Below are 22,148 nucleotides of genomic sequence, written 5' to 3'. Positions count from 1 at the left end.
GCTCAGCCCTCCGGGGTCTCGAACTTCGACGTGCGCCGCATGCCGGCCGCCCGTCCCTTGCCGGAGATGACCAGCGCCATCTTGCGGCTGGCCTCGTCGATCATCTCGTCGCCGAGCATCGCGGAGCCCTTCTTGCCGCCCGCCTCGGAGGTGTAGTAGTCGTACGCGTCCAGGATCAGCTCGGCGTGGTCGTAGTCCTCCTGGGAGGGCGAGAAGATCTCGTTGGACGCCTCGACCTGGCCCGGGTGCAGCACCCACTTGCCGTCGAAGCCGAGGGCGGCGGCGCGCCGGGCGACCTCGCGGTAGCCGTCGACGTTGCGGATCTGCAGGTAGGGGCCGTCGATCGCCTGGAGGTCGTTGGCGCGGGCGGCCATAAGGATCTTCATCAGGATGTAGTGGTAGGCGTCCGCCGGGTAGCCGGGCGGCTGCTCGCCCACGACCAGGGACTTCATGTTGATGGACGCCATGAAGTCGGCCGGGCCGAAGATGATGGTCTCCACGCGCGGGCTGGCCTGGGCGATCTCGTTGACGTTGTTCAGGCCCCGCGCGTTCTCGATCTGCGCCTCGATGCCGATCCGGCCGACCTCGAAGCCCATCGTCTTCTCGATCTGGGTGAGGAGGAGGTCGAGCGCCACGACCTGCTGGGCGTCCTGGACCTTCGGGAGCATGATGCAGTCCAGGTTCGGGCCGGCGCCCTCCACCACCGTCACGACGTCCCGGTACGTCCACTCGGTCGTCCAGTCGTTGACGCGCACGACGCGGGTCTTGCCGGTCCAGTCGCCCTCGTTGAGGAACTTGACGATGGTGTGCCGCGCCTCGGGCTTGGCGAGCGGCGCGCAGGCGTCCTCCAGGTCCAGGAAGACCTGGTCGGCGGGGAGGCCCTGGGCCTTCTCCAGGAAGCGCGGGTTGGAACCCGGTACCGCCAGGCAGGAGCGCCGGGGGCGCAGGCGGTTGACCTGGGGAGCGGGGCTGGTCATGCGGGGACCTCCAGGGGGTCGAGCTTGTTCGCGTTCCGGATCTCGTCGACGATCCGGCCGATGATGCCGGTGATGTCGAAGTCCTTCGGGGTGAAGACCGCGGCCACTCCCGCGGCCCGCAGTTCCTCGGCGTCACCGTTCGGGATGATGCCACCGGCGATCACCGGTATATCTGTGGCACCGGCCACACGGAGCCGTTCGAGCACGTCCGGCACCAGTTGGGCGTGCGAGCCGGACAGGATGGACAGGCCCACCGCGTGCACGTCCTCGGCGAGGGCGGCGTCCACGATCTGCTCCGGGGTGAGCCGGATGCCCTGGTAGACCACCTCGAACCCGGCGTCGCGGGCCCGGACGGCGATCTGCTCGGCCCCGTTGGAGTGGCCGTCCAGGCCGGGCTTGCCGACCAGGAAGCGGAGCTTGCCGACGCCCATCTCCTTGGCCGTCAGTTCCACCTTGCGGCGCACCTCGGACAGGGCCGAGCCCTCCTCGGCGGTGACCGCGACCGGCGCCGAGGACACCCCGGTCGGCGCCCGGAACTCGCCGAACACCTCGCGCAGCGCCCCGGCCCACTCGCCGGTGGTGGCGCCGGCGCGGGCGCACTCCAGGGTGGCCTCCATGAGGTTGCCGGTGCCGCGCGCCGCCTCCTTCAGCTTCTCCAGGGCCTTGCAGGGGCGCGGGTGGTTGAAGGGCGGCTGGTAGCGGGTGTCCCGCCAGTTCTGCAGCGAGGCGATGACGCGGGCCTCCACCGCCGGGTCGACCGTCTGGATCGCGGTGTCCAGGTCGGCGGTGAGCGGGTTGGGCTCGGTGCCCTCGAAGGCGTTGACACCGATGATCTTCTCCTCGCCCGATTCGATCCGGGCCCGGCGCTCGGCGTGCGAGGCGACCAGCTGGGACTTGAGGTAGCCGGACTCGACGGCGGCCATCACGCCGCCCATCTCCTGGATGCGCTCCATCTCCGCGCAGGCCGCCCCGGCCAGCTCGTCGACCTTCGCCTCGACCACCTTGGAGCCCTCGAAGAGGTCCTCGTACTCCAGCAGGTCGCTCTCGTGCGCCAGCACCTGCTGGATGCGCAGCGACCACTGCTGGTCCCAGGGGCGGGGCAGGCCCAGCGCCTCGTTCCAGGCCGGCAACTGCACGGCACGCGCGCGTGCGTCCTTGGAGAGTGTCACGGCCAGCATCTCCAGGACGATCCGCTGGACGTTGTTCTCCGGCTGCGCCTCGGTCAGACCGAGGGAGTTGACCTGGACGCCGTAGCGGAAGCGGCGGTGCTTGGGGTTCTCGATGCCGTACCGCTCGCGGGTGACGCGGTCCCAGATGAGGCCGAAGGCGCGCATCTTGCACATCTCCTCGACGAAGCGGACGCCCGCGTTGACGAAGAAGGAGATGCGGCCGACCACGTCGCCCATCCGCTCCTGCGGCACCTGACCGCTGTCGCGCACCGCGTCGAGCACGGCGATCGCGGTGGACATCGCGTACGCGATCTCCTGCACCGGCGTGGCGCCCGCCTCCTGCAGGTGGTAGCTGCAGATGTTGATCGGGTTCCACTTGGGCAGGTGGGAGACCGTGTACGCGATCATGTCGGTCGTCAGGCGGAGCGAGGGCCCCGGCGGGAAGACGTGCGTCCCCCGGGACAGGTACTCCTTGACGATGTCGTTCTGGGTCGTGCCCTGGAGCTTGGTGATATCGGCGCCCTGCTCCTCGGCGACGACCTGGTAGAGCGCCAGCAGCCACATGGCCGTGGCGTTGATGGTCATCGAGGTGTTCATCTGCTCCAGGGGGATGTCCTGGAACAGCCTGCGCATGTCACCGAGGTGCGCGACCGGCACCCCGACCCGGCCGACCTCGCCGCGGGCGAGGACGTGGTCGGAGTCGTAGCCGGTCTGGGTCGGCAGGTCGAAGGCGACCGACAGACCCGTCTGGCCCTTGGCCAGGTTGCGCCGGTACAGCTCGTTGGACGCCTCGGCCGTGGAGTGGCCGGCGTAGGTGCGCATGAGCCACGGCCGGTCCTTCTGACGCTCAGTCATGTGTGGCCTCCGTCGCCGTCAGATGTTCCGGAAGCGGTTGATGGCGTCGAGGTGCTTCGCGCGCTTGTCCTGGTCGCGCACGCCCAGGCCCTCCTCGGGGGCCAGGCACAGCACGCCGACCTTGCCCTGGTGGAGGTTGCGGTGGACGTCGTACGCCGCCTGGCCGGTGTCCTCCAGGGCGTACACCTTGGACAGCGTGGGGTGGATCTTGCCCTTGGCGATGAGGCGGTTGGCCTCCCAGGCCTCGCGGTAGTTGGCGAAGTGGGAGCCGATGATGCGCTTCAGGGACATCCACAGGTAGCGGTTGTCGTACTCGTGCATGTAGCCCGAGGTCGAGGCGCAGGTGGTGATGGTGCCGCCCTTGCGGGTGACGAAGACGGAGGCGCCGAAGGTCTCGCGGCCGGGGTGCTCGAAGACGATGTCGATGTCCTCGCCGCCGGTGAGTTCGCGGATGCGCTTGCCGAAGCGCTTCCACTCCTTCGGGTCCTGGGTCTGCTCGTCCTTCCAGAACCGGTAGCCCTCGGCGTTGCGGTCGATGATCGCGTCGGCGCCCATCGAGCGGCAGATCTCCGCCTTCTGCGGCGAGGAGACGACGCAGATCGGGTTGGCGCCGCCGGCGAGGGCGAACTGGGTGGCGTAGGAGCCGAGTCCGCCGCTGGCGCCCCAGATGAGGACGTTGTCGCCCTGCTTCATGCCGGCGCCGTTGCGGGAGACCAGCTGCCGGTACGCGGTGGAGTTGACCAGGCCGGGGGCGGCGGCCTCCTCCCAGCTGAGGTGGTCCGGCTTCGGCATCAGCTGGTTGGACTTGACCAGCGCGATCTCGGCGAGGCCGCCGAAGTTGGTCTCGAAGCCCCAGATCCGCTGCTCGGGGTCGAGCATCGTGTCGTTGTGGCCGTCGGACGACTCCAGCTCGACGGAGAGGCAGTGCGCGACGACCTCGTCGCCGGGCTGCCAGGCGTTGACGCCCGGGCCGGTGCGCAGGACGACGCCCGCGAGGTCGGAGCCGATGACGTGGTACGGCAGGTCGTGGCGCTTGGCGAGGTCGCTGACCCTGCCGTAGCGCTCCAGGAACCCGAAGGTGGACAGCGGCTCGAAGATCGAGGTCCACACCGAGTTGTAGTTGACCGAGGAGGCCATGACGGCCACCAGGGCCTCGCCCGGGCCCAGCTCGGGCACCGGCACGTCGTCCAGGTGGATCGACTTGCGGGGGTCCTTGTCGCGGGTCTCCAGGCCCGCGAACATCTCCGTCTCGTCCTTGTGCACGGTGATCGCGCGGTACGACTCGGGGAGCGGCAGTGCGGCGATGTCGGCCGGCGTGGAGTCGGGCGACTGGATCGCGTCCAGGATGTCCTTCACGGTCACGGTGTTGCCTCCGGCGGTGAGCGCCCTGAGGGAGGGGCGCTGAGGGGTACGTCGGTGCTGTTGAGGTGAGGGTGTGTGCCTGTGACGCAGGCGTTCGGACGCGCAGGGGATGAGGTGCGGGGACAGCCCGAACACCTTCAACGTATGGCACCGCGTGTCACCCCGCAAGGCACTGAGTGTCAGAAATTGATCTCAGATGAATTCTTTACCCGACAGATGAGCGATGATCGATCGAATCGCCCCCAACCGGAGGCGGAAAAGGGGCGCCGACATGCAAAAACGGCCACCCGGCGGGTGGCCGTCGTCACAGCGCGGTACGCGGGCGGAGGGGCCGGTCAGCGCTCCTTGAGGGCTTGTTCGATGGTGCGCATGACCTCGTGCAGCGGTGCGTCGGTGCGCGCCACCGTCACGAGCACCTCGCCCTGCACGGAGGCCGAGGAGGCGGCCGGGCGCCCGGTGGAGGCCGTGCCGCGCCCCGCCCCGATGCCGGTGCCGAAGGTCTTGCGCACGATCGCGAAGGCGTGGTCCAGCTCGGCCTCCACGTCGCCCTGCCCGTCGGCCCGCAGCCAGCGCCGCAGCACGTGGTTGTGCGCGGTCACCACGGCGGACGCCGCGACCTCCGCGAGCAGCGGGTCGTCGTTGGCGTCGTCGTCGTGCGCGTGCTCGTCGAAGTGGCCGAGGAGATAGCGGGTGAACAGCCGCTCGTAACGGGCCACCGACGCGATCTCCGCCTCGCGCAGGGTGGGCACCTCGCGCGTCAGCTTGTAGCGGGCGACCGAGATCTCCGGCCGGGCCGCGTACATCTTCATGACTTCCTTGATGCCCCGGCACACCGTGTCGAGCGGATGCTCGTGCGCGGGCGCCGCGTTGAGCACCGCCTCGGCGCGCACCAGGGTGTCGTCGTGGTCCGGGAAGATCGCCTCCTCCTTGGAACGGAAGTGGCGGAAGAAGGTGCGGCGGGCGACCCCGGCCTGGGCCGCGATCTCGTCGACGGTGGTCGCCTCGTACCCCTTGGTCGCGAACAGCTCCATCGCCGCCGCCGCCAGTTCCCGGCGCATTTTGAGCCGCTGGGCGGCGGCTCGGCTGCCGGCCGCGCTCTCCGGCGCGTCGGACGTGGCTGAGGTACGTGAGGACTTGGCGGGCTGGGACATGACCCGAACGTACTGCATGCGGGCGCAATCATGCGCGTGACCGGGGATTCCCCCGCCCGCCGGGGGCGGGGGAGACCCGGCCGGACCGAGCAGCCCGCCCCAGTCCTCCTCGGGCCCGAACCAGTCGCCCGGCCGGTCAGCGGCGGGCATGCTCGCGGAAACCGCGGCCCGTCTTGCGGCCGAGGCAGCCCGCGGCCACCAGGTGCTCGAGCAGCGGCGCCGGGGCGAGGCCCGGGTCGCGGAACTCCCGGTGCAGGACCTTCTCGATGGCCAGCGACACGTCGAGTCCGACCACGTCGAGCAGTTCGAACGGACCCATCGGGTAGCCGCCGCCCAGCTTCATCGCCGCGTCGATGTCGTCCAGGGTCGCGTAGTGCTCCTGCACCATCTTGACCGCGTTGTTGAGGTACGGGAACAGCAGCGCGTTCACGATGAACCCGGCCCGGTCACCGCAGTCCACGGCGTGCTTGCGCACGGTGGCGCAGACCTCGTGGACGGTGGCGTGCACGTCGTCGGCGGTCAGCACCGTGCGGACCACCTCGACCAGCTTCATCGCCGGGGCCGGGTTGAAGAAGTGCATGCCGATCACGTCCTGCGGACGCGAGGTGGCGCGGGCGCAGGCCACGACCGGCAGCGAGGACGTGGTGGTGGCCAGTACCGCGCCGGGCTTGCAGACCTTGTCCAGCGTGCCGAACAGCTGCCGCTTGACCTCCAGGTCCTCGGCGACGGCCTCCACCGCCAGGTCGACGTCGGCGAAGTCGTCGTACGTGCCCGTCGGCGTGATCAGCTCCAGGGCGTGCGCGGCGGCCTCGGCACTCATGCGCCCCTTGTCCACCGACCGGGACAGGGACTTCCCGATCCGCGCCTTGGCCGTCTGCGCCTTCTCCGCGCTGCGGGCGGCCAGCACCACCTCGTATCCGGCCTTGGCGAACACCTCCGCGATGCCGGACGCCATGGTGCCCGAACCGGCCACGCCCACCGCGCGCACCGGACGCCCGGCGACCGCGGTGCCGCCCTCGCGCGGGGTCAGCGCGTCCGGCACGGCCACCGCGCTGCCGGGCGCCTCGTAGGTGTAGAAGCCGCGCCCCGCCTTGCGTCCCGTCAGGCCCGCCTCGCTGAGCTGTCTGAGGATCGGCGCGGGGGCGTGCAGCCGGTCGTGGGAGGCGGCGTACATGGCCTCCAGGACCGTGCGCGCGGTGTCCACGCCCACCAGGTCCAGCAGGGCCAGCGGCCCCATCGGCAGTCCGCAGCCCAGCCGCATCGCGGCGTCGATGTCCTCACGGGAGGCGTAGTTCGCCTCGTACATCGCGGCCGCCTGATTGAGGTAGCCGAACAGCAGCCCGTCCGCGACGAAACCGGGCCGGTCCCCGACCGCGACCGGCTCCTTGCCGAGGTCCAGGGCGAGGTCGGTGACGGCCGCGACGGCGGCGGGCGCGGTCAGCACCGAGGAGACGACCTCCACCAGCTTCATCGCCGGCGCCGGGTTGAAGAAGTGCAGGCCGAGCACCCGCTCCGGGCGGGCCGAGTCCGCCGCGAGGCGCGTGACGGACAGCGCGTTGGTGCCGGTCGCCAGGATCGCCTCCGGGCGCACGATCCCGTCCAGCTCCCGGAAGACCCGCTGCTTGATCTCGTACGACTCCGGGGTCACCTCGATCACCAGGTCGGCGTCGGCGGCCGCGCTCAGGTCGGTGGAGGTGCGGACGCGGCCCAGGGCGGCGGTGCGCTCCTGCTCGGTCAGGCGCCCGCGCTCGACGGCACGGGCGGTGGAGGACTCCAGCGCGGCGACCGCCCTGGCGGCCTGCGCCTCGCTGACGTCGATGCCGACGACCGCGCGGCCGGCCCCGGCCAGGACCTCGGCGATGCCGGTGCCCATCGTGCCGAGGCCGACCACGGCGACCGTCTGGAGCGGGGACAGAGGAGTGTCGGACAGGGGAGTGGCCATCGCGGGACTCCAGGAATGAGGGTGACGACGGAACACGCCCGGGTGCGCCGACGCGGCGCACCGGGTGCGTGGGAAGGAAGGAAAGGAGTGCGGGTGTTGCCGGGCTCGAACGGCGCACACGCCCGGTGCCGTCGCGGAGGGCGCACACGCCCGCCCGGCGGCCGGTGACCGGCCCTGTCCCGAGGCCGGGTCCTGGTGCGGTACCCGAGGTACCGGACCGACTGCCCTCCCGGTGGTTGCGTCACCAGACCACCGTGAGGAGTTGCTGCGGGTGGGTGACCCGCTCGTCTGAGGTTAACCCGCGGGTAACGAGCGCGCCAGCCCCCGGTGTTCGTGATGTAGGTCCCACGCCCGGTGTGACGCCCCTAACCTCGGTGTCATGGACGAAGCGTTGCGAGCGCTCACGGAGCGCACACGGGCCGAGGCGGTGGCGTCCGGCGCTCCGGGGGCGCGGGCGGTGTACGACCGGCTCGTGGCGACCGGCGACCTCGACGAGCTGGCCGCCGTGCTCACCGAGCCGGGACACCCGCTGTGGGCCCGGGAGCTGGCCGCCTTCCGGCTGGGCGTGGCGGGCGACCGGCGCGCCTTCGAATCGCTCGTGCTCCTGCTCAACCACCGCGACCCGCCGCGCTGCGCCTCGGCCGCCCACGCCCTGGCCCGCCTCGGCGACCCGCGCACCGCCCGCGCCGCCGCGGCCCTCGCCACCAATGAACTGCGGGTCGCCTACGCCCTGCACCCGGTGCGGCTGCTGGCCGAGCTGCGGGCCCCGGAGTCGGTGCCCGCGCTGATCACCACCCTGGAGCGGCGGCTGCGCCCGCACGACCCGTACCGGCGGGTCGCGCTCGCCTGCGTCGAGGGCCTGGGCACCCTCGGCGACGAGCGTGCCGCTCCCGTCCTGAACGACGCCCTCGCCCACCCGGCGCTGGCCGAGGCGGCGGTGCGGGCGCTGGCGCGCATCCCGGGGCAGCGGTGAGCGGCCGGCCGGCGCCGCGGCGGTGACGGGCAGTCAGCCGCTCAGCGGCCGGGCGTAGCGCACCTCGGGCACCGGGACGCCGTCCACCTCGTACGGTTCCTCGGCGCCGTCGGGGCAAAAGCCCGCCCGCTCGTAGAAGCGCCGGGCGCGGGTGTTGCCCTTGAGCACCCACAGGAGCATGCGGGGGTGTCCCGCGGTCTCGCACCGGCGCACCGACTCGGCGAGCAGAGCCCGCCCGACGCCCGCGCCGAGCCGCGCGGGGTCGACGTAGACGGCGTACAACTCGGCGTCGGCGGTGCGCTGCTCGCCGTCCCGGTAGGGACCGTGGCAGGCCCAGCCGACTACCTCGCCGCCCTCGTCCTCGGCGACCAGGTTCACCACGCCCTCCGGGGCGCGGGCGAACAGGGCGCGACGCCGCTCGGCGTCGGCGGCGGGGTCCATCGCGTCGAGGTGCGGCTGCGGCATCAGGCCCCGGTAGGCGCTCTGCCAGCCCCGGACCCGGATCAGGGACACGCGGTCGCAGTCCGCGAGGACCATCTCCCGCACCCGCACGCCCGCCTGCGGTCCGCTCACGGCGCCACCACCGCGAGCGCCTCGATCTCCATCAGGAACTCCGGCCGGACCAGGGCACCCACCTGCACCGCCGAGGCGGCCGGCAGCCGGTCGTCCGGTATGTGCTCGGCGCGGGCCGCGCGGATCGCGTCCATGTGGGCCATGTCCGTCACGAAGAAGGTCAGCTTCACCACGTCGTCGAAGGTCGCCCCGGCCGAGGCCAGGCACCGGCGCAGGTTCTCGAAGACCTGGCGGGCCTGGGCCGCGGCGTCGCCCTCGCCGACCACCCTGCCGTCCTCGTCCAGGGCGAGCTGCCCCGAGACGGCCACGAACCGCCCGGTGCCGAGGACGACATGGGTGTACTGCGCGGCGGGCGCGACGCCCTCGGGCGCGGGGATCCTGGTCAGCTCACTCATGGGTCCATCGTGGACCACGGCACTGACAACGCCCCCGAGGGGGTGGCCGGCCCGGCTAGCCGCGGTGGCCGAGCAGCGCGTGCAGGGTGGAGCCGCGCGAGGAGGTGGACGCGGCCTTGGACTCCAGCGGCTCGGGGTCCGGCAGCGCCGGGCACACCGCGTCCGCCTCGCCGCCGTCGCCGTGCGGCACGGTGCCGTCGGTCAGATAGGCGGCCAGGTGCTCGTCCAGGCAGTCGTTCCCGCTCAGCGTGATGCCGTGGTTCCCGCCGCCCTCCTCGACGACGAGGGCGGAGCCGCGCAGCAGCCGGTGCGCGCTGACGCCGCCCTCGTACGGCGTGGCCGCGTCGCCGGTGGCCTGGAACAGCAGGACCGGGGGCAGTTCGCCGTTGGCGACGTCCACCGGCTTGCGGGGCCCGGTGGGCCAGAACGCGCACGGTGCGTTGTACCAGGCGTTGTTCCACACCATGAAGGGTGCCTTCTCGTACAGGTCCCAGCTGTCGTCGCGCCACTCGTCCCAGTCCCGCGGCCAGCCGGCGTCCCGGCACTGCACCGCGGTGTAGACGCTGTAGCCGTTGTCCCCGGCGGCGTCCGTGGCCCCGAAGTTCTCGTACGCCTCGACCAGCGGGCCGCTGTCCGCGTCGTTCACGTACGCGGCGAACGCCTCGGCCAGGTAGGGCCAGTAGCCGTTGTAGTACCCGCCGGGCAGGTAGGTGTCCTCCAGCTCGGAGGCGCCGACCTTCCCTCCGGCGGGCCGCTTCGCCAGCGCCGCACGCATGGCGTACCAGGCGGTCTCGACCCGCTCGGGGTCGGTGCCCAGGCCGTAGGCGGCGTCGTGCCCGGCGATCCAGGCCAGGAACGCCCGGTGCCGGTCGTTGAAGGCGAGGTCCTGGTTGAGGTTGGCGTCGTACCAGACGTCGTCCGGCCCGACGACGGAGTCCAGGACCAGCCGCCGCACGTGCTGCGGGTAGAGCCTGGCGTACACGGCGCCCAGGTAGGTGCCGTACGAGTAGCCGAAGTAGCTGAGCCGCTCGGCACCGAGCGCGGCGCGGATGGCGTCCACGTCCCGCGCGGCGTCGACCGTGTCGATGTACGGCAGTACGTCCGCGTACTTGTCTCCGCAGGCGTCGGCGAAGGACTCGGCCCGCGCCAGGTTGGCCCGCTCCACGTCCGGCGTGTGGGGCACCGAGTCGGGACGCACCGGGTCGAAGTGGCCCGGCCGGCAGTCCAGCGCGGGGCTGCTCCTGCCCACCCCGCGCGGGTCGAAGCCGACGACGTCGTACTGGGCGGCCACCTTCGCGGGCAGCGACGACGCCACGAACCCGGCCAGGGTCAGCCCGCTGCCGCCGGGGCCGCCGGGATTCACCAGCAGGGGGCCCTGGTACGTCTTCGCGGTGTGCGGGACGCGGGACAGCGCCAGCGTGATCCGCCGCCCGTGCGGACGCGCGTGGTCGAGCGGCACCTCCAGGGACGCGCACTGGAGCGTCGGGTAGTCCTCCGTGGCGCACTCCTCCCAGTGCAGGCCCGCCGCGGGCGCCGCGGAGGCGGGGTGCGCGGGCCGGGGTGCGCTTGCGTCGGCGGGGACGGCCGTGACGGTCCCGGCGGCGATGACGGCGGCGCCGCACAGCACGGCTGCGCGTTGTCTCATGGCGTTCTCCCAGGAGTCCCAGGACGGAGGGGCTGCGGTCCGCGCGGGTCGCGGTCCTCGCCGGATCGTCCCGGGGCGCGCCTTCGGAAGAACGAGACCGGTCCCTACTTGACCCGATCGGGTCGGAAGATGCCCTCCAATGCGCCTACTCGGACTTCTTCGAGCAGGGCGCGTAACCCCCGAATCCGGAGGCCCTCACAGGAGCGAGAGCTGCACCGGCTCGGTGGCCGCGGGCCCGGCCGGCTGCGCGGGCGCCGGTTCCGCGATCCGCCGGGGCATCCCCGCGCGCGTGGGCCCGATGCCGTACTCGCGGGCCAGGTCGTGCACCTGGCGGGTGATCCGGCGCTGGTACCACTTCGGGGCGTAGGCGCCGTCCGCGTACAGCCGCTCGTAGCGGCGGACCAGATGCGGGTGGTGACGGCCGAGCCAGTCCATGAACCACTCGCGGGCACCCGGGCGCAGATGCAGCACCAGGGGAGTCACCGAGGTGGCGCCGGCGGCGGCGATGGCCCGCACGGTGGCCCTCAGCTGGGCCGGCTCGTCGCCGAGGAAGGGGATGACCGGGGCCATCAGCACCCCGCAGCCGATGCCGCGCTCGCCGAGCGCCCTGACGACCTCCAGTCGGCGCTCCGGCGCCGGGGTGCCCGGCTCCACGGTGCGCCACAGCTCCGCGTCGGTGAAGCCGACCGAGACCGATATCCCGACGTCCGTCACCCGCGCCGCCCGGGTCAGCAGGTCCAGGTCGCGCAGGATCAGCGTGCCCTTGGTGAGGATCGAGAAGGGGTTCGCCCGCTCGGTGAGGGCCTCGATGATGCCCGGCATCAGCCGGTAGCGGCCCTCCGCGCGCTGGTAGCAGTCGACGTTGGTGCCCATCGCGACGTGCTCGCCCCGCCAGCGGCGCGAGGCCAGCTGGCGGCGCAGCAGCTCGGGCGCGTTCACCTTGACGACGATCTGGGAGTCGAAGCCGAGCCCCGTGTCGAGGTCCAGGTAGCTGTGCGTCTTGCGGGCGAAGCAGTACACGCACGCGTGCGTGCAGCCCCGGTAGGGGTTGACCGTCCACTCGAACGGCATGCGGGAGGCCCCCGGCACCCGGTTCAGGACCGAGCGGGCCCGCACCTCGTGGAAGGTGATGCCGCGGAACTCGGGCGTGTCGAAGGTACGGGTGGTGACGGCGTCCGCGCCGAACAGCGCGGGGTCCGCCGCCCGGGCGTGGTCGGAGTCCGTGAGGTTCTCCCAGCGCATTGCGGCCTCCTCGGTAGCACTGTTCGACACAATAGAACACATGTTCCCTTGATCGTGCGGCCCAGTAGCGCGGGGCTGCTTCGCGCCCCCGATTTGGTGGCCGGGCGGCGGGGTGGTTGGCTTGCCCCGACCCCGAGAACCAGGCCCTGGAGGAACCCGATGGCGCAGGTCGAGGCGACGACGGAGCGGATCGTCGCAGCCGACGCGGAGACGGTGTTCGACACCCTCGCCGACTACAGCGGCACCCGCGAGAAGCTGCTGCCCGAGCACTTCAGCGAGTACGAGGTCCGGGAGGGCGGCGACGGCGAGGGCACCCTCGTGCACTGGAAGCTCCAGGCCACCAGCAAGCGCGTCCGCGACTGCCTGCTGGAGGTCACCGAGCCGACCGACGGCGAACTGGTCGAGAAGGACCGCAACTCCTCCATGGTCACCACCTGGCGGGTCACCCCGGCGGGCGAGGGCAAGTCCCGGGTCGTCGTGGTCACCACCTGGCAGGGCGCGGGCGGCGTCGGCGGCTTCTTCGAGAAGACCTTCGCGCCCAAGGGCCTCGCCCGGATCTACGACGCGCTGCTCGCCAAGCTCGCCGCCGAGGTCGAGAAGTAGCCAAAGCGCAGACACGGGGCGGCCGTTGGCCGCCTCACCGGTTCGAGTGATCTCCGCGGGAACCCGCCGTGCGTCCGTAACTCGTCGCACTTGTTCGCAGTTGTCGCCTCAGGCGGCAAATGTGAGCAGGTGTGACGAGGGGAGCGGTACGTGGGCGGGATCACTCTGGTGCAGGACCCGGTAAGGGATTCCGCACAGGACGAACCGGTCGTCGCGGACCGGGTGCCCCCGGAGGCACCCGTCCCCGGGCCGGAGGGGGAGCAGACTGCCGGGCTGAGCCCGCGCCGGGTGCGGCTGGTCTTCGTCGGCCTGATGCTGGCGCTGCTGCTCGCCGCCCTGGAGCAGATGATCGTCGCCACGGCGCTGCCGAAGATCGTCGGTGAGCTGCACGGCCTGGACAAGATGTCCTGGGCGATCACCGCGTACCTGCTCACCTCGACCGTCGGGCTGCCCATCTACGGCAAGCTCGGCGACCTCTTCGGCCGCAAGGGCGTCTTCCAGTTCGCCATCCTGGTCTTCGTCGTCGGCTCCGCGCTCGCCGGACGGGCGCAGACCATGGACCAGCTGATCGCCTTCCGCGCGGTGCAGGGCATCGGCGCGGGCGGCCTGATGATCGGCGTGCAGGCGATCATCGCGGACATCGTGCCGCCCCGCGAACGCGGCCGGTACATGGGCCTGATCGGCGCCGCCTTCGGACTCGCCTCGGTCGCGGGCCCGCTGCTCGGCGGCTACTTCACCGACCACCTCTCCTGGCGCTGGTGCTTCTACATCAACGTGCCCTTCGGCCTGGTCACCATGGCCGTGGTCGCCGTCGTCCTCAAGCTGCCCAGGCCGCGGGTCAAGCCCCGCCTGGACATCCTCGGCGCCCTGCTGCTCGCCGCCGCCTCCACCTGCCTGGTGCTGCTCACCAGCTGGGGCGGCACCGAGTACGAGTGGGGCTCACAGGTCATCCTCGGCCTCGGCGCCGGAGCGGTCGCGGCCACCCTGCTCTTCCTGGTCGCCGAGCACTTCGCGCCCGAACCGCTGATCCCGCTGCGCCTGTTCCGGGACTCGATCTTCAACGTCACCGCCCTGGTCGGCCTCGTCATCGGCGTCGCCCTGTTCGGCGCCGCCAGCTACCTGCCGACCTTCCTGCAGATGGTCGACGGCGCCAGCGCCACCGAGTCCGGACTGCTGATGCTGCCGATGATGGGCGGCGTCGTCGGCGCCTCGATCCTCTCCGGACAGCTCATCAGCCGCACCGGTCACTACCGGAGCCACCCGATCCTCGGCAGCGCGCTGTCCGTCGTCGGCATGTGGCTGCTCTCCCGCCTCGGCACCGACACGTCCCGGCTGCACTACAGCATCTGGATGGCCGTCCTCGGCGCCGGCATCGGCATGGTGATGCCGGTCCTGGTCCTCGCCGTGCAGAACTCCGTGCGCCCCACCGACCTCGGCACCGCCACCAGCGCCAACAACTACTTCCGGCAGATCGGCGGGAGCGTCGGCGCGGCCGTCTTCGGCACCCTCTTCGCGGGCCGGCTCACCGACGCCCTGGCCGACCGGGTCCCCGCCGAGGCGGGAGTCGAGCTCCCGGACGCCGAGGCCATCACCCCCCAGCTCGTCCACTCCCTGCCCCCGGCGCTGCGCGACGCCTACATCGATGCGTACGCCGACGCCATGCCCCGGATCTTCCTCTATCTGGTGCCGGTGCTCGTCCTCGGGCTCCTCATCGCCCTCTTCCTCAAGGAGAAACCCCTGGTGTCCCACAACGCCCCCGTCACCGAGCCGGAGACCGCCCCGCACGCCCCGAAGGCACCGCAGGCGGCCCAGGTGCCGCCGGCCCGGTCGCCCTACGCCGGCGGCATCCCCGTCTGCGGCACGGTGCAGCACCCCGACGGCACCGTCGTGCCCCGCGCGGCACTCACCCTCATCGACGTCGGCGGGCAGCAGATCGGCCGGGGCGCCAGCGGCGACGACGGCCGGTACGCGCTGGCCACGCCCGGCGCCGGGGCCTACGTCCTGATCGCCGCGGCCGGCGGCCACCAGCCGCAGGCGGTCTCGGTGACCGTCGGTGAACGCCCGGTGGAGCTGGACGTGGTGCTCGGCGGCGCCGGACGCCTGGCCGGCAGCGTCATGACCGCCGACGGCAGCCCGGTGCGCGACGCGACCGTCACCCTCACCAACGTCCACGGCGAGGTCGTCGCCACCACCCGCAGCGGCCGCGAGGGCGGCTACGTCATCACGGAACTGGTGGCGGGCGAGTACACCCTCGCCGCCAGCGCCCCCGCCTTCCGTCCGGCCGCCCTGCCGGTCAGCGTCCAGGCGGCCCGGGAGACCCGGCAGGACGTGGAGCTGGCGGGCGGCGCCGTGCTGCGCGGCACGGTGCGGGCCAGTGGCGGACGGGTGGTGGAGGACGCGCGCGTGACGCTCCTCGACGCGGCGGGCAACGTGGTGGACACCCTGACCACCGGGCCCGACGGCACCTTCCGCTTCGTGGACCTCTCGTCCGGCGAGTACACCGTCATCGCGGCCGGGTATCCGCCGGTCGCGACCGTGCTCCAGGTGGCCGGTGGCGGCCGCACCGAGCGCGACCTTCAGCTCGGGCACGAGGACTGAGACCGGCTCACCGGCGCGCGGGCGCGCGCCGGTGTGTTCGCGCGCCACCAATTCCCCCGTTGCCGCACATGGTCACCGGCCACCACCGTACGGTGGTGACGGCGACACAGATCTTGCGGAGCCGTGGGCAGAGAGGGCCTGACGCCATGGACCATGGCACCGAGCGGGACGCACCTCCCGGCCACCGTGCCGGACCCGACGCCGTGCCCGGGGACCCCGTGCCGGGCGACCCCGTGGCGGGCCGGGTCCCGCTGGCCGTCGTCGTGGTGGACCGCGAGGGGCTGGTCTCCCACTGGAGCCGCGGCGCGCGGCGGTTGTTCGGCCTGCCCAAGGAAGAGGCGATCGGGCGCCCCGCCCCCGACCTGCTCCCCGTCTCGGGCGTGCTGCCCGGGGACGGGACGGGGGACGACGAGGCGGCCCACGGCCCGTACGCGGACCACGACGGCCTCGGTCCCGGCCTGGAGTCCTCCCTCGACGGGCGGCTCTCCTACCCGGCGGCGGGCCGCGCCCGGCTGACCGTGCCGGCCGACGACCGGGTGGACGTGCTCTGGTGGGCCTACCCCCTGGTCGGGCCCGGACCGGAGCGGCTGCTCGTGCTGGCCGCCGACGCGGACGCGCTGCGGCGGGACTACGCCGACGCGGGCGCCGGGGCGGGGGTCGTCGAGCGGATCGCGCCCGGATTCGCCCTGCACACCGACTTCCCCGGCGCCGACGAACTCGCCCGCCGGCTCCCCGAGATCCTGCCCAGCATGAGCGTGGGCGAGAGCGCCCGCATCGTCTCCCAGGTCCTCGAACTGGGCTATCCGGTGCTGGAGTTCAGCCAGAACGACCGGGTGCCCGTCACCCCCGACTGGGGCGTGCCCCGGCGGGCCGAGCGCCGGGCGCGGCGCGAGCGGGCCGCGCGGGCACTGGCGGCCGGTGATCCGGTGCCCCAGGAGCTGCGCGACGAGGCCGAGGACCTGGAGTACGCGGCGGTCCGCGAACGCCTGGAGTTCCTCAACGAGGTCAGCGGCGCGATCGGCACCTCGCTCGACCTCGCCCAGACCATCGTCGAGGTCAGCCGGGCGGTCGTCCCCCGCTTCACCGACGTCGCCGGCACCTATCTGCGCGAACAGGTCGTCGCGGGCGAGGGATTCCCGGACGGCGTGCCGGACACCACCACCATGTGGCACCGGGTCGCCCTGGAGCACACCGACGAACCCGGCCGCTGGGACGACGTGGTACCCGTCGGCGAGGCCATGCCCTTCCCGGCGCACACCCCCTTCTTCCAGTGCATGACCAGCGGTGAGCCGGTCCTGGTGCCCCGCATCACCGAGGAGATGGGACACGCCATCGCCTCCCAGTTCGAGAAGCGGGACATCCGGCCGCTCATCACGGCCCGCTCGATGCTGCTGGTGCCGCTGAAGGCCCGCAACGTCGTGCTCGGCTTCATGATCCTGCTCCGGCACCCGGAGCGGCCCGTCTTCAACGACATGGACCGCGTCACCGGCGCCGAACTCGCCGCCCGCGCAGGCCTCGTCCTCGACAACGCGCGCATGTACACCCACCAGGAGAACGTCGCCGAGACGCTCCAGGACAGCATGCTCCCGCACATCCCCGCGCGCATGGCCGGTTGCGACATCGCCACCCGCTACCTGCCGGGCACGCTGCTCGGGCGGGTCGGCGGCGACTGGTTCGACTCGGTCAAGCTGCCCGGCGCCCGCACCGCCCTCGTGGTCGGCGACGTCATGGGCCACGGACTCAATTCCGCCGCGATGATGGGCCAGTTGCGCACCGCCGTGCAGACCATGGCCGGCCTCGACCTGCCGCCCGCGCAGCTGCTGCGCAACCTCGACGACCTCGCCCAGCGGCTCGGCGACACCCACCTCGCGACCTGCCTGTACGCCGTGTACGACCCGGTCGCCAGGGAGCTGCAGCTCGCCAACGCCGGCCACATCCCGCCCGTGCTGGTCCGTGCCGAGGACGGCGCCAGCGAGCTGATCGACCTGCCGACCGGAGCGCCGATCGGCGTCGGAGGGGTGCCGTTCGAGTCGGTGCGCGTGCCGGTGGCACCCGGCGACCGGCTGGTGATGTGCACCGACGGCCTGGTGGAGGTGCGCGGCGAGGACATCGGCGTCGGGCTCGCCACCCTCTGCGAGTCCGCCGCCCACCCGGCCGCGTCCATGGACGACGCCTGCGACACCATCATCCGCGCCCTGGGCACCCGTGGCGGCCGCAAGGACGACGTCGCCCTGCTGATGGCCCGGCTGACCGGCATCGAGCCCGACTCCGTCGCCGAATGGAGCCTCGCCCGCGACCCGGCCGAGGTGGGCCGCGCCCGCGCGGTGGTCCGCGAGCAACTCCACGACTGGGGGCTGCCGAAGCTGGCGGCCCCCGCGGAGCTGATGGTCAGCGAGCTGGTCACCAACGCCGTACGGCACTCCCACGCCCGCCCCGTGGAGCTGCGCCTGGTGCGCGCCGACACGCTGCTGTGCGAGGTGGACGACGACGACCACGACCTGCCGGCGTTGCGGAGCGCGGGTCCCGAGGACGAGACCGGTCGCGGCCTGCGCGTGGTCAGCACCCTCGCCCGGGCATGGGGCGCCAGCCGCACCGGCGCGGGCAAGACGGTGTGGTTCGAGCTGACGCTGCCCGCGCGGCACGGGCAGGCGTCGCGGTACTAGCCGGCGTCGCGGCGGCGCTCCGCCTGGCGTTGCAGACGGGCGCGCCGGTCGCGCAGTTCCTGCTGCCGACGCCGGCTCTTCTTGCGCCGCGCCGCCCGCGCCCGCGCCCGGGGATCCCTCAGCTTCGTGTGGTCCAGCCTGGTCAGATACCAGATGAGGCCGCAGAACAGGCCCAGCAGGAGCACCCCCAGTACGGCGGCGAGCACCGGGGGCATGTCCCCGACCTCGATGTCCCGGTACCGTCCGACCCCCATGCGTTCCCCCGCCCCGTCGCCGTTCGCGTCGCCCCGCGCCCGGGGACCGCAGCAATCTACCGGAACCGGCCCGCGGACCGAATCCGCCCGGCGCGAACGGCCGGTGAAGGAATGCGCCGGGCGCTTGTGGCCGTGCCCGGAGCGCGGTACACCGTACGGACCCGTCGCAGCCGGCGGGCCGTACGTCGTCGCACCTGGGGAGACGGGCATGAGCGTGACGAGCCGGTACCGGGACGCCTGGGAGGGCTTCTGGAACGAGGCCTCCGGGGACCGGGGGGCGGTGTTCTGGGACGCGGAGCCGACGCTGACCGCCGGTCGCCACCTGGCCCACTTCGAACCGCACCTGACCGACCCCGCCCTGCCGCTGATCGACCTGGGGTGCGGCAACGGCACCCAGACCCGTTACTTCGCCGAACGCTTCCCGCACGTGGTCGGCGCCGACCTCTCCGCCGCCGCCCTCGGCCACGCCCGGCACGCCGACCCGGCGGGGCTGGCCGCCTACCGGCAGCTGGACGCCGCCGACAAGGCCGAGGCGGAGGCGCTGCACGCGGAGCTGGGCGACGCGAACGTCTACGTCCGGGGCGTCCTGCACCAGTGCGAGCCCGACGACCGGCAGCCCCTGGCCGACGCCCTCGCCGTGCTCCTCGGCGCACGCGGCCGCGCCTTCCTGGTCGAGCCCTCCCAGGCGGCGAAGACCGTCCTGATGGGCCTGGCCCAGGGGCCGGCCGGCCCGCCCGCCAAACTCGCCCCCGTCCTCCGCCATGGCCTGACGCCCGGCGCCGTCCCCGACGACGCGGTGCCGGAGCACCTCCGTGCGGCCGGACTGACCGTGCTGGCCGGCGGTGAACTCCCCCTGGTCACCACGGAGTACACGGCAGACGGCACCCGCATCGAGCTGCCGTCGGCATGGGTGGTGGCGGGCGTCGCGTAGCATCGGGCGATGGACTCGACGCACCGGCCCGCGTCCCGGGTCATCTGTCTGGACGCCTCCCGTCGCCTGCTGCTCCTGCGCTGGCGGGACCCGTCCGACGGGGCGTACCTCTGGGAGCCGCCCGGCGGGGGCATCGAGCCGGGCGAGACGCCCTTGGCCGCGGCACGACGCGAACTGGCCGAGGAGACCGGACTCGACCCGGCCGCGGTGCTCGACCGGTCGGTACCGGTCGACCGTGACCTGTGGTGGAACGGCAGGCGGTTCACCGGAACGGAGCACTTCTTCCTCGCCGAGTTCGCCGACGAGCGACCCCCGCTGGTGCGGACCGGCCTGCTCCCCGACGAGCAGGCCAGCCTGGACACGTACGCATGGACGGCGTGGCCGGACCTGGGCACGCTGACGGACCCGGTCGAGCCGCCGCGGTTGTCGGCCGTCCTCGACGCCCTGGTGCCGGGCGGCCCGTGGAGCGACCGTCACGGGGCCTGACCGCACGACCGGGTTTGTGACCGGCCGGTTTCGCGGAAAGCGCTGTTCGTAGGCCGTACGGGGGCCCTTCAGTGGTCCAGACCACCGGTGGTTATCCACAGCCCTGGCAGAGGTGGCACGGCACCGCGTACGGTTCGGGCCATGAAGATCCTCATCAGTGCCGACATGGAAGGCGCCACCGGTGTCACCTGGCCGGCCGACGTGCTGCCGGGGACGCCGCAGTGGGAGCGGTGCCGGTCGATGTTCACCTCGGACGTGAACGCGGCCGTGCTCGGCTTCTTCGACGGCGGAGCCGACGAGGTGCTGGTCAACGAGGCGCACTGGAGCATGCGCAACCTCCTCCTGGAGCGGCTCGACGAGCGCACCGAGATGCTCACCGGGCGGCACAAGGCGCTGTCCATGGTGGAGGGCGTCCAGCACGGCGACGTGGACGGCATAGCGTTCATCGGGTACCACGCGGGCGCCGGCATGGAGGGCGTCCTCGCGCACACCTACCTCGCCAACCAGCTCACCGGCGTCTGGCTGAACGACGTACGGGCCAGTGAGGGTCTGCTCAACGCACACGTGGTCGCCGAGTACGGAGTGCCCGTGGTGCTGGTCACCGGGGACGACGTGGCCTGCGAGGACGCCCTCGGGTATGCGCCCGAGGCACGCAAGGTCGCGGTCAAGGACCACGTGTCGCGGTACGCGGCCGTGTGCCGCACACCGGCCAGGACCGCCGCCGACATCCGGGCCGCGGCCAAGGAGGCCACCGCGCTCGCCGTGCGGCACGAGCCGGTGAGCGGCGGGCCCTTCACCCTCGCCCTGGAGTTCGACGCCGAGCACCTGGCGGCGGCGTCGACCGTGGTGCCCGGGGTGGCGCAGGTCGGGGAGCGGAAGGTCGCGTACACCCACGACACGATGTTCGAGGCGATCCGGACGTTCAAGGCGGTCACGACGATCGTCTCGGCGGCGGTGGAGGAGCAGTATGGCTGAGCACACGGGGACCGGGCCGGACACCGGCGAGCAGGCGCTGGACGAGGTCGTCCGGTTCACCTCCGAGCTGATCCGGATCGACACCACCAACCGGGGCGGCGGCGACTGCCAGGAGCGTCCGGCCGCCGAGTACGCCGCCGCGCGGCTCGCCGAGGCCGGGATCGAGCCCACGCTGCTGGAGCGCACCCCGGGCCGCACCAACGTGGTGGCCCGCATCGAGGGCACCGACCCGTCGGCCGACGCGCTGCTGGTCCACGGTCACCTGGACGTCGTGCCCGCCGAGGCCGCCGACTGGAGCGTGCACCCGTTCTCCGGGGAGATCCGCGACGGCGTCGTCTGGGGGCGCGGCGCCGTCGACATGAAGAACATGGACGCGATGATCCTCGCGGTCGTCCGCGACTGGGCCCGGCAGGGGGTGCGGCCCCGGCGGGACGTGGTGATCGCGTTCACCGCGGACGAGGAGGCCAGCGCCGAGGACGGCTCCGGCTTCCTCGCCGACCGGCACGCCGCGCTGTTCGAGGGCTGCACCGAGGGCGTCAGCGAGTCCGGGGCGTTCACCTTCCACGACGGGGCCGGGCGCCAGTTCTACCCCATCGCCGCCGGTGAGCGCGGCACGGGCTGGCTCAAGCTGACCGCACGCGGACGGGCCGGACACGGCTCCAAGGTGAACCGGGAGAACGCGGTCACCCGGCTCGCCGCCGCGATCACCCGCATCGGCGCCCACGAGTGGCCGCTGCGGCTGACCCCGACCGTGCGCGCGGCCCTGACCGAGATCGCCGCCGTCTACGGCATCGAGACGGACCTGAGCGACGTCGACGCCCTGCTGGACAAGCTCGGCGAGGCCGGGAAACTGGTCGAGGCCACCGTCCGCAACAGCAGCAACCCGACCATGCTGGACGCCGGGTACAAGGTCAACGTCATCCCGGGAGAGGCCGTCGCCCACGTCGACGGGCGCTTCCTGTACGGCGGCGAGGACGAGTTCCGCAGCACCCTCGACCGCCTCACCGGGCCGGACGTGGACTGGGAGTTCGCCCACCACGAGGTGGCCCTGCAGGCACCGGTGGACTCGCCGACCTACGCCCGGATGCGCGCCGCGGTGGAGGAGTTCGCGCCCGAGGGACACGTCGTGCCGTACTGCATGTCCGGCGGCACGGACGCCAAGCAGTTCTCCCGGCTCGGCATCACCGGATACGGCTTCGCGCCGCTGAAGCTGCCCGAGGGCTTCGACTACCAGGCCCTCTTCCACGGCGTGGACGAACGGGTCCCGGTCGAGGCGCTGCACTTCGGCGTCCGCGTCCTGGACCGTTTCCTGCGCACGGCGTAAAGACCCGGGCACCGCCCGGACGAGCAAGCA

General features: G+C 72.6%; 18 protein-coding genes. 8 read left to right on the top strand and 10 right to left on the bottom strand.

Annotated elements, in window-relative coordinates:
- Positions 1–2 precede the first annotated feature (2 nt).
- From K7854_RS09800 to K7854_RS09780, 5 genes are all read right to left on the bottom strand, one after another.
- Positions 3–977 carry an HpcH/HpaI aldolase/citrate lyase family protein gene (locus K7854_RS09800; protein ID WP_226026011.1) on the bottom strand — a complete coding sequence of 325 codons (975 nt, stop codon included), beginning with the start codon at positions 975–977 and terminating at the stop codon, positions 3–5.
- Positions 974–3,001, bottom strand: coding sequence for an ethylmalonyl-CoA mutase (locus tag K7854_RS09795; protein WP_226026010.1), 2,028 nt, complete (start codon positions 2,999–3,001; stop codon positions 974–976). Before K7854_RS09795 ends, K7854_RS09800 begins: the two co-directional genes overlap by 4 nt.
- 18 nt (positions 3,002–3,019) lie before the next feature.
- Positions 3,020–4,363: a crotonyl-CoA carboxylase/reductase gene (gene ccrA, locus K7854_RS09790; protein ID WP_226026009.1), complete on the bottom strand. Its 1,344-nt coding sequence runs from the start codon at positions 4,361–4,363 to the stop codon at positions 3,020–3,022.
- 335 nt (positions 4,364–4,698) lie between these two features.
- The gene (locus K7854_RS09785) at positions 4,699–5,514 is read right to left on the bottom strand and encodes a TetR family transcriptional regulator (RefSeq protein WP_142201185.1); all 816 of its coding nucleotides are present in this window, start codon (positions 5,512–5,514) and stop codon (positions 4,699–4,701) included.
- 136 nt (positions 5,515–5,650) lie between these two features.
- A complete protein-coding gene (locus K7854_RS09780) occupies positions 5,651–7,456 on the bottom strand; it encodes a 3-hydroxyacyl-CoA dehydrogenase family protein (RefSeq protein ID WP_226026008.1) in 1,806 nt (601 codons plus the stop codon).
- 379 nt (positions 7,457–7,835) lie between these two features.
- On the opposite strand from K7854_RS09780, the gene K7854_RS09775 reads away from it, so the two are divergent.
- The gene (locus tag K7854_RS09775) at positions 7,836–8,429 is read left to right on the top strand and encodes an adenylosuccinate lyase (protein ID WP_226026007.1); all 594 of its coding nucleotides are present in this window, start codon (positions 7,836–7,838) and stop codon (positions 8,427–8,429) included.
- A gap of 33 nt (positions 8,430–8,462) precedes the next feature.
- Here K7854_RS09775 and K7854_RS09770 read toward each other — a convergent pair whose 3' ends face one another.
- The 4 genes from K7854_RS09770 to K7854_RS09755 all read right to left on the bottom strand — a co-directional run bounded on the left by K7854_RS09770 (position 8,463) and on the right by K7854_RS09755 (position 12,284).
- Positions 8,463–9,002 carry a GNAT family N-acetyltransferase gene (locus K7854_RS09770; protein ID WP_226026006.1) on the bottom strand — a complete coding sequence of 180 codons (540 nt, stop codon included), beginning with the start codon at positions 9,000–9,002 and terminating at the stop codon, positions 8,463–8,465.
- Positions 8,999–9,397 carry a RidA family protein gene (locus K7854_RS09765; protein ID WP_226026005.1) on the bottom strand — a complete coding sequence of 133 codons (399 nt, stop codon included), beginning with the start codon at positions 9,395–9,397 and terminating at the stop codon, positions 8,999–9,001. Before K7854_RS09765 ends, K7854_RS09770 begins: the two co-directional genes overlap by 4 nt.
- A gap of 55 nt (positions 9,398–9,452) precedes the next feature.
- Positions 9,453–11,042: an alpha/beta hydrolase gene (locus K7854_RS09760; protein ID WP_226026004.1), complete on the bottom strand. Its 1,590-nt coding sequence runs from the start codon at positions 11,040–11,042 to the stop codon at positions 9,453–9,455.
- A 195-nt stretch (positions 11,043–11,237) separates the two neighbouring features.
- Entirely contained in the window at positions 11,238–12,284 is a 1,047-nt protein-coding gene (locus K7854_RS09755) for an Rv2578c family radical SAM protein (protein ID WP_226026003.1), read from the bottom strand.
- Between the two features lie 159 nt (positions 12,285–12,443).
- Between K7854_RS09755 and K7854_RS09750 the strand changes: the two genes are divergently transcribed.
- The 3 genes from K7854_RS09750 to K7854_RS09740 all read left to right on the top strand — a co-directional run bounded on the left by K7854_RS09750 (position 12,444) and on the right by K7854_RS09740 (position 18,148).
- Positions 12,444–12,887 (top strand): SRPBCC family protein, encoded by a 444-nt coding sequence (locus K7854_RS09750; protein ID WP_127892813.1) that lies wholly within the window; start codon positions 12,444–12,446, stop codon positions 12,885–12,887.
- 150 nt (positions 12,888–13,037) lie between these two features.
- Positions 13,038–15,485, top strand: a complete 2,448-nt coding sequence (locus K7854_RS09745; RefSeq protein WP_372481020.1) for an MFS transporter — start codon at positions 13,038–13,040, stop codon at positions 15,483–15,485.
- A 146-nt stretch (positions 15,486–15,631) separates the two neighbouring features.
- Complete coding sequence (locus K7854_RS09740) at positions 15,632–18,148, top strand: ATP-binding SpoIIE family protein phosphatase (protein WP_226026002.1); 2,517 nt, start codon at positions 15,632–15,634, stop codon at positions 18,146–18,148.
- Here K7854_RS09740 and K7854_RS09735 read toward each other — a convergent pair.
- A complete protein-coding gene (locus K7854_RS09735) occupies positions 18,145–18,402 on the bottom strand; it encodes a hypothetical protein (protein WP_226026001.1) in 258 nt (85 codons plus the stop codon). The genes K7854_RS09740 and K7854_RS09735 overlap by 4 nt on opposite strands.
- A 208-nt stretch (positions 18,403–18,610) precedes the next feature.
- On the opposite strand from K7854_RS09735, the gene K7854_RS09730 reads away from it, so the two are divergent.
- From K7854_RS09730 to K7854_RS09715, 4 genes are all read left to right on the top strand, one after another.
- Entirely contained in the window at positions 18,611–19,333 is a 723-nt protein-coding gene (locus tag K7854_RS09730) for a class I SAM-dependent methyltransferase (RefSeq protein WP_226026000.1), read from the top strand.
- 9 nt (positions 19,334–19,342) lie between these two features.
- Complete coding sequence (locus K7854_RS09725) at positions 19,343–19,819, top strand: NUDIX domain-containing protein (protein ID WP_226025999.1); 477 nt, start codon at positions 19,343–19,345, stop codon at positions 19,817–19,819.
- A 141-nt stretch (positions 19,820–19,960) separates the two neighbouring features.
- Positions 19,961–20,794, top strand: coding sequence for a M55 family metallopeptidase (locus tag K7854_RS09720; RefSeq protein WP_226025998.1), 834 nt, complete (start codon positions 19,961–19,963; stop codon positions 20,792–20,794).
- The gene (locus K7854_RS09715; protein ID WP_226025997.1) at positions 20,787–22,118 is read left to right on the top strand and encodes a M20/M25/M40 family metallo-hydrolase; all 1,332 of its coding nucleotides are present in this window, start codon (positions 20,787–20,789) and stop codon (positions 22,116–22,118) included. Before K7854_RS09720 ends, K7854_RS09715 begins: the two co-directional genes overlap by 8 nt.
- Positions 22,119–22,148: the final 30 nt, after the last annotated feature.

The organism is Streptomyces hyderabadensis, from assembly GCF_020404845.1.
Taxonomy (GTDB): Bacteria; Actinomycetota; Actinomycetes; order Streptomycetales; family Streptomycetaceae; genus Streptomyces; species Streptomyces hyderabadensis.
Note: the sequence above shows the minus strand (reverse complement) of the source record. Positions and strands in the feature narration are given on the sequence as shown.